Consider the following 7,975-nt stretch of genomic DNA (forward strand, 5'->3'; position numbering starts at 1 on the left):
GGGAAAAAAAGGCGTGGCTTGGGGAAAATGGGGTGGGGTTGTGGGGGGGGGGTGTTTGGGGGGAAAACCAGAAACGCCACTCACGACCAACCCGACCCACGCGCCACCGCCGCCTGAACGCTCACGAGATCGTTACGCGCTTCCTGTAGCGTTTCGCGCCCTGCGGACGATGAGTGATTCCCTTGCCGCACAGGCGTTCCGCCAAAAGCAGGCGAATGCCGGACACCGGTAACGAACCCGGTCCTCTCGCCGACCAATGGGCAGCGGAATGCGGCTGGAGGAATTCGTCATGAAGATCAGTGTCTTCGGGCTCGGTTACGTCGGTTGCGTGTCGGCGGCGTGCCTCGCCGGACGCGGGCACGAGGTCGTCGGGGTCGACGTGAACCCGGTGAAGATCGAACTCGTCTCCAGCGGCAAGGCGCCGGTGGTCGAAGAGCGGATCGGGGAACTGACCGCGGAGGTCGTCGCCACGGGCAAGCTGAGAGCGACGACCGACGTAAGACAGGCGATCGCGGACAGCGAAGTCTCCCTGATCTGCGTCGGTACCCCGTCGGCGCCGAACGGCAGCCTGTCGACGGCGTTCCTGGAGCGCGTCGCCGAGGAAATCGGCGAAGCGCTCAAGACCAAGACGCGAAGACACACCGTCGTCTTCCGCAGCACCATGCTCCCCGGCACCTGCCTGGATCTGCTCGTCCCCATCCTCGAAAAGTCGTCCGGCCGCACGGCGGGCGTCGACTTCGGGGTCGCGGTGAACCCCGAGTTCCTGCGCGAGGGGAGCAGCGTCAAGGACTTCTTCGACCCGCCCAAGACCGTCATCGGCGAGCTCGACGCGGCGAGCGGCGACGTCGTCGCGGCGCTTTACGAAGGCCTTCCCGGCGAGGTCTTCCGCGTCCCGATCCCGGTCGCCGAGATGACGAAGTACGCCGACAATTCCTTCCACGGCCTCAAGATCGGCTTCGCGAACGAACTCGGCGCCATCTGCCGCGCGCTGGGGCTCGACTCCCATCAGGTGATCGACGTCTTCCTCGCCGACCGCAAGCTCAACATCAGCCCCGCCTACCTTCGCCCCGGGTTCGCTTTCGGCGGCTCGTGCCTCCCCAAGGATCTGCGCGGCCTGGTCTACGCCGCGCACCGCGCGGACGTCGCCGTCCCGATCCTGTCGCACGTGCTGCCCTCCAACGACGAACACCTCCAGCGCGCCTTCGACCTGGTCGCGCGCACCGGGAAACGCAAGGTCGGACTGTTCGGCCTGTCGTTCAAACCCGGCACCGACGATCTGCGCGAGAGCCCGCTCGTCGAACTCGCCGAGCGCCTGCTCGGCAAGGGATACGACCTCCGCATCTACGACGCCAACGTCAGCCTTTCGCGGCTGATCGGCGCGAACCGCGAGTACATCGAGGGCAGGTTGCCGCATCTCGGCCAGCTGCTCGCCGGCTCCATCGGCGAGGTCGTCGACCACGCCGAAGTCTGCCTCATCGGCTGCACCGACCCGGAGGTCCTCGCGGCCCTCCCGGCGGGCGGCGGCCACACCATCGTCGATCTCGTCCGCGTACCCGACGCCGACCGTCGCCGGGCTGAAGAGGGATATGTCGGTCTTGCCTGGTAAAGCGCTCATCCTCGTCGAGAACCTGTCCGTCCCCTTCGATCGCCGCGTCTGGCAGGAGTGCCAGACGCTTCGCGACGCCGGCTGGGAAGTCCACGTCATCTGTCCACAAGGGACGAAGCGGGACACCGAAGCCGAAGTCACCATCGACGGTGTCCACATCCTGCGGTACCCGCTGAAGGCCGCCACCGGTGGTCCGGCCGGGTACGTCCAGGAGTACGGCTCCGCGCTGTGGCACACGCTGCGGCTCGCCCGCAAGGTTGGCCGGGTCGACGTCGTGCACGCCTGCAACCCGCCGGACCTGCTGTTCCTCGTCGCGCTGTACCTCAAGCGCCAGGGCGCGAAGTTCATCTTCGACCAGCACGACCTCTGCCCCGAGCTGTACCTCTCGCGCTTCGATCGCGGCGAGGACTTCCTGTACCGCGCGGTCTGCGCGCTGGAGCGCCGCACGTACAAGACGGCCGACGTCGTCATCGCGACCAACGAGAGCTACAAGGACGTCGCCGTCAAGCGCGGCGGCAAGTCGCCGGACGACGTCTTCGTCGTGCGCAGCGCGCCCGTGGTCGAGCGGTTCCATCAGGTGCCGGTCGAGCCCGAGCTGAAGAAGGGCAAGCCGCATCTGCTGGCGTACCTCGGCGTGATGGGCCCGCAGGACGGTGTCGACTACGCCTTGCGCGCGCTCGCGTCGTTGCGTGACGAGGTCGGCCGCACCGATTGGCACGCCGTGTTCATCGGCTCCGGCGACGCTTTCGACGCCATGGTGGCGCTGTCCAAGGAACTGAAGCTCGACGACCAGGTCGAGTTCACCGGCCGGATCCCCGACGAGGACCTGCTGCGCTACCTGTCCTCGGCCGATGTCTGCCTTTCGCCGGATCCGCTGAACCCGCTCAACGACGTGTCGACCATGAACAAGATCATGGAGTACATGGCGATGAGCCGTCCGATCGTCTCCTTCGAACTGCGGGAGGCCCGCGTTTCGGCCGGGGAGGCCGCTCTGTACGCGCCGGCGAACGACGAGCCGGAGTTCGCGAAGCTGATCGCGCATCTGCTCGACTCGCCGGAACAGCGGGCCGAGATGGGCGAGCTGGGGCGGGCGCGCGTCGCCGGTCCGCTCTCTTGGGAGAACTCTCAGAAAGCCCTGCTCGCGGCCTATGCGGCCGCGGTCCGGTGATCGACTTCCCGGTCGCGTTTTGAACAAGACTCGGGCAATCCTGTAACCAACATCGCGGTCGCTCCGACGGGATTGATGCTGCACCCGCACGCACCGATGGGAGACCCCGGCTTTGACTGACGATACGGTGCGCCTGTCCATGATCGGACAGGTTCTGCGCGGGAGGTGGCGGACCCTCGTGGTCCTCGCCCTCCTCGGCGCCCTGGTCGGCGCGGGATCGTCGCTGATCCTTTCTCCCGGCTACCGGACGACGTCCAGCGTGCTGTTGCAGGGCCCGCGCGAGGCTGACGAACTGCTCACCCAGGCCGAGGTGGCGACCAGTTCGGTCGTGCTCGACCGGGCCGCCGCCGGACTCGGTGACGGCGAGACCGGCGCCGATCTGCGGGACAAGGTGGCCACGTCGGTCGCACAGGGCAATGTCATCACCATCGAGGCCACCGGTGACACCGCCGAACAGACGCAGCGGATGGCCGACCGGATCGCGAGCGAGTTCGTGAAGTACTCGACGCAGATCATCGCCGGTTCCGGGGACGCCGCGGTCCAGCTGGCGCAGGAACGCCGGGAGACACTGCGACAGCAGGTCACGCAGACGAACCAGCGCATCAGCGAACTCTCCGCGAAGGTCAACGAAGGCAAGACGACCGTCGAGAGTGTCCAGCTCCGCACCGAACTGCAGGGCCTGCGCTCGTCGATCGAGTCGGCGATGTCCAGTTTGAACGCGGCCGACACCGCCAGCGGCCTCGGCAACATGGTCGTCCTCGGCTCGGCCGAACTGCCGACCTCGGCGGCGGCACCCACGCTCCCGCAGCTCGCCCTCGGCGGCGCGGCGCTGTTCTTCCTCATCGGCCTGTTCGGTCACCTCTTCACCGCCCGCACCGACCGGCGGCTGCGGGACGAAGAGGAGATCGCCGCGGCGATCGGCGGCCCGGTGCTGGCCACCTTCGACGCCGTGGAGCAGCCGCCGGCGCGCACCACCTTGCGGGCCAAGCTCCTCCGTGACGACAGGCCGTGGAACGTCCCGCGGGTCGACGTCTTCGCCGACGAGATCGACTCCGACGCCTTGTACCAGCGGCTGATCTCCCAGTTGCCGCACCGGCGGCTGCTCGTGGTCGCCGCGCACGGCGATACCGCCGGGCAGGCGGCCGCCGAACGGCTCGCCGCTCTCGCCGTCCGATGGTTCACCGTCGTGAAGGTTTCCCCGGCGCGGCCCGTCGTCGCGGACACCGACGCGGAAGGAGTCCTCGTCGTGGCGAGTGTCGGCTCCCGGTCCGCGTGGGAGCTGGTCGGGATCGCCGAAGCCATCGCCGACGCCGGTCTCGCCACGGTGGGCACCGTGCTGATCCGCCCGGTCCGGCCGACCCGCGCCCGCCCCGGTACGCCCACCCCGTCCGACCACGAAGCACTGGCAGGTACCGCGTGACCAGCGCCGAAAAAGCGAAGTCCGAGCCGCTCATCGACCTGCAGCGGCTGGTCGTCTCGGTACGCAGACGACGTCGCCTGTGGGTGGCCACCGCCCTGCTGGGGCTGATCGCCGGCGGGCTGGTCGCGATGCTCCTGCCGCCGCCGCCCACCGCGGTCGCACAGATCCTCGTGATCCACCCCGACGACTCGCCGACCGACAGCGGAACGCTGATGCGGACCGACGTCGCCGTGCTCCAGACGACGAAGATCGCCACCGAGGCGCTCAAGAAGCTGAACAGCACCCAGGCGCCGGAGGAGTTCCTGAAGGATTACGAAGGGCTGGGCCTGACGAACAACGTCCTCCAGCTGACGGTCAAGGGCAAGACCGAGGACGAGGCACTGGCCCGCGCGCAGGCGATTTCCGACGCCTTCATCGCCGAGTACGTCGGCCGCAACCAGGCTGCCGCGGCGGCGCAGCAGAAGGCCCTGCTCGACCAGCGCAACCAGGCCCAGGAGGAGCTCACCCCGATCGAAGCGTCGATCATCGCCGAAGAGGCCAAGGGCCGGAACGCCAACCCCGCGCAGCTGGAGCGGTTGTACTCGCGCCGCGCGGAGCTGACGTCCAAGATCTCCGACTACGACGGCCGAGCGCAGGAGGCGGGCATCGGTACGCCGAAGGTCGCCGCCGGGACGCAGATCGTGGACGCGCCGCGGATCCCGCCGCGTTCGCTGCTCAAGACCCTCGCCACCGACGCCGGGATCGGCTTGGCGCTGGGGTTGCTCGCCGGGCTCGGGCTCGCGGCCGTCACGAGCGTGGTGAAGGACCGGCCGGTCCTGCGCCGCGAGATCTCGCAGCACCTCGGCGCCTCTGTGATCGCGCAGCTGCCCAAACCACCGCGTTTCCTGCGGCGCTCTCGCGCGGCGACCCGGCGGCAGCGGGTCGCGACGACACTGGTCCGCGCCGTTCGGCGGGAAAACGGTTCGGTGTCGCTGCTCGACCTCGGTGCCCGCCAGGTCACCGCCGCGCTCGCCGTCGACATGGCGCGCGAGCTGGCCGGGAAGGGGCCGGTCTCGCTCGTCGACGACCTGCCGAAGACGAACCTCCGCGAGCTGACAGGCGAAAGTCCGATCCAGGTGCTGGACCGCGGCGACGTCCCGATGGCCGCGGCGGAGAGGCGCATCGGTGTCGGCTCGATCGAGCCCGGCACGGCGTGGACCGACCTCGAGTTCCTCGGCGAGGAGACGATCCTCGTCGTGCGCGCCGGGCACGCGAACACCGAATGGCTGCATACCGTCGCCCGCCAGCTGGCCGATCGGCGGATCCCGATCATCGGCGTCGTCGTGGTGGACCCGGATCCGCGCGACCACACCGACGGGACGCTGTGGGACGGTCTGCACACGGCGTTGCGCGGTCGCGCCGGTGCCGTGCCGGAGCCGCTGCCCGTCCCCGCGCGGACGGTGGCGCCCGCGCGGACGGTCGCGCCGGAACGGCAGATGCCGCGGCCCGCGCCCAAGCCGGTCGAGATGTTCCCCGAGGACGTCCCGGTGCGGCGTCTCTCGACGGTGGCGCCGGTCGAGACGGCCGCCGAAAGCCCCGTCGAGCGGGTGCTGGAGCCGTCGAAGGAGAAGAAGGGCGCGCGACGCCATCCGCCGACGCCGTACCGGCGGTCCGAGGACCACGACAACGCCGATCAGCCGACCAAACGATTCTCGCCTGTGTCACCGGATAACGCCGAAGCCTTGTAAGGGGAGCGAAAGCAGATGTGCGGCATCGCAGGGGCCTACTTCTGGCCGGACGGGGGACCGCTCACCGATCGGCTCACCAAGACACTCGCCCACCGGGGACCCGACGGTTCCGGCAGGTACGACCATCGTGCCGGGGATGGCGATGTCCACTTAGGACACCGAAGGCTGTCGATCGTCGACCTGACCGAGACCGGCGCGCAGCCGATGGTCAAGGACGGGCTCGCGCTGACCTACAACGGCGAGCTGTACAACGCGCCGGAGCTGCGGAAGGAACTCGAAGCCGCCGGTGTGCGCTTCCGGGGGACGTCCGACACCGAGGTCCTGCTGGAAGCCTGGCGCGCGTGGGGCACCGTGGGTTTGCACCGGCTGCGCGGAATGTTCGCGTTCGGCGTCTTCGACGAGCGGTCCGGCGAACTGGTGCTGGTCCGCGACCAGCTGGGGATCAAGCCGCTCTTCCTGGTGCGCCGCGGCAAGGGGGTCGCCTTCGCGTCCGAGCTGAAGGCACTGGCCGCCGAACTGGGCGGCTCGCTGACCGTCGACGACACCGCGCTCGTCGCTTCCCTGCTCTACTACTGGGTCCCGGACGGCCGCTGCGCGTTCAAGGAGGCCGAGAAGCTGCCGCCGGGCAGCTGGGCGCGGTTCCGGCCGAACGGCGACGTCGAACGCGGCACCTTCTGGTCGCTGCGCCAGGTCGCCGAAGAGGGGGCCGCGTATGAGGGGGAGTTCGACCTCAATGCCGTCATCGAGGACTCCACGCGCAAACACCTGATCGCGGACGTGCCGGTCGCGACGTTCCTCTCCGGCGGGCTCGACTCCAGCTACCTGACCGCGCTCGCCGCGCGCGAGCGGCCGGGGATCTCCGCGTACACCATCGGTTTCCGGGCCGAGGACGCGAAGTTCGAAGCGATGCCGGACGACCTGATGTACGCGAAGAAGGTCGCCGCGAAGTTCGGTGTCGACCTGCACGAGATCGAGATCGCGCCGCAGGTGCTCGATCTGTTGCCGCGGATGACGTACCACCTCGACGAGCCGATCGGTGACCCGGCGGCGATCAACAGCTACCTGATCTGCGCCGCCGCTCGCGAGGCAGGCGTCAAGGTGATGCTCTCGGGCATGGGCGCCGACGAGCTGTTCGCCGGGTATCGCAAGCATCTGGCGAACAAGATCGCCGTTCAGTACCAGCGGGTTCCCGGCCTCGTCCGTCGCCCGGTGGAGTCCCTTGTGGACAGACTGCCGGTGGCGACGTCGAAACGGGGATTCCGGTCGGTCCGCTTCGCCAAGCGGTTCCTCTCGTTCGCGGAGCTGCCCGAGGAGACCGCGTTCCGGCGCAGCTACACGATGTACGACCAGGCCGAACTCGCCGGTCTGCTGAACCCGGACCTCGCCGGCGCCGTCGACGACGTGATCACCGAGCACGCGGACACCTACCACGACAACACGTTGTCGGACTTCGTGAACCGCATGTGCCTCGCCGATTCCCGGCTCTTCCTGCCGGGGCTCAACCTCGCCTACACCGACCGGTCCAGTATGGCGGCGTCGGCCGAGGTGCGGACACCGTTCGTCGACATCGAGGTCGTGAAGGCCGCGTTCCGGATCCCCGGTGACCGGAAGATCGTGAAGCGCCAAGGGAAGATGGCGCTTAAGGAAGCGGCGCTGTCCATCCTTCCCGCCGAGATCGTGCACCGGCCGAAAGGCCTGTTCAGCGCGCCGCTGCGGGCCTGGATGAGCCGCGACCTCGCGCCGCTGGTGCGCGAGGTGACGAACGAAGGTGAATTGGTGAAGGCCGGGTTCCTCCGTCGTGAGGCCCTGCGGAAGCTCGTCGACGAAGACGCGTCCGGGCAGCAGGACCGGTCCAAGCATCTCTGGCACATCTTGACCCTCGAGTACTGGTACCGCGGCGCCGTTTCCGCTCGGCCAGGTGGGTCGTGGGGGGGGGGTTGGGTTTTCCCCCCAAACCCCCCCCCCCCCCCCCCCCAAAGGCGCGCAGTCGCGGAAGGCTTCCAACAGCTCGTTCTGTCCCGTGCCATGTGGCGGCCCCTCCCCCCTAAGAGGGT

General features: G+C 68.9%; 5 protein-coding genes. All 5 read left to right on the top strand.

From position 1 onward, the window contains the following. Positions 1 to 289 precede the first annotated feature (289 nt). On the top strand, positions 290 to 1,606 hold the full coding sequence (locus tag AC0685_RS43320; protein ID WP_478230835.1) for a nucleotide sugar dehydrogenase: 1,317 nt from the start codon (positions 290 to 292) through the stop codon (positions 1,604 to 1,606). Next, positions 1,587 to 2,774, top strand: coding sequence for a glycosyltransferase family 4 protein (locus AC0685_RS43325; RefSeq protein WP_478230836.1), 1,188 nt, complete (start codon positions 1,587 to 1,589; stop codon positions 2,772 to 2,774). The genes AC0685_RS43320 and AC0685_RS43325 overlap by 20 nt, the downstream gene beginning before the upstream one ends. A gap of 139 nt (positions 2,775 to 2,913) precedes the next feature. Continuing rightward, positions 2,914 to 4,194 (top strand): YveK family protein, encoded by a 1,281-nt coding sequence (locus AC0685_RS43330; RefSeq protein WP_478230837.1) that lies wholly within the window; start codon positions 2,914 to 2,916, stop codon positions 4,192 to 4,194. After that, positions 4,191 to 5,921 carry a Wzz/FepE/Etk N-terminal domain-containing protein gene (locus tag AC0685_RS43335; RefSeq protein WP_478230838.1) on the top strand — a complete coding sequence of 577 codons (1,731 nt, stop codon included), beginning with the start codon at positions 4,191 to 4,193 and terminating at the stop codon, positions 5,919 to 5,921. The genes AC0685_RS43330 and AC0685_RS43335 overlap by 4 nt, the downstream gene beginning before the upstream one ends. A gap of 15 nt (positions 5,922 to 5,936) precedes the next feature. Continuing rightward, positions 5,937 to 7,975: asparagine synthase (glutamine-hydrolyzing) (gene asnB, locus AC0685_RS43340; protein WP_478230839.1), on the top strand; the 2,039-nt coding region annotated here is incomplete at its 3' end.

The sequence above is a fragment of the Amycolatopsis sp. NPDC043889 genome (assembly GCF_056435645.1).

Bases quoted from the DNA above. Each gene is read 5' to 3' on its own strand.
- AC0685_RS43325 (WP_478230836.1), top strand. From the start codon at position 1,587: ATGTCGGTCTTGCCTGGTAAAGCGCTCATCCTCGTCGAGAACCTGTCC.
- AC0685_RS43330 (WP_478230837.1), top strand. From the start codon at position 2,914: ATGATCGGACAGGTTCTGCGCGGGAGGTGGCGGACCCTCGTGGTCCTC.
- AC0685_RS43320 (WP_478230835.1), top strand. From the start codon at position 290: ATGAAGATCAGTGTCTTCGGGCTCGGTTACGTCGGTTGCGTGTCGGCG.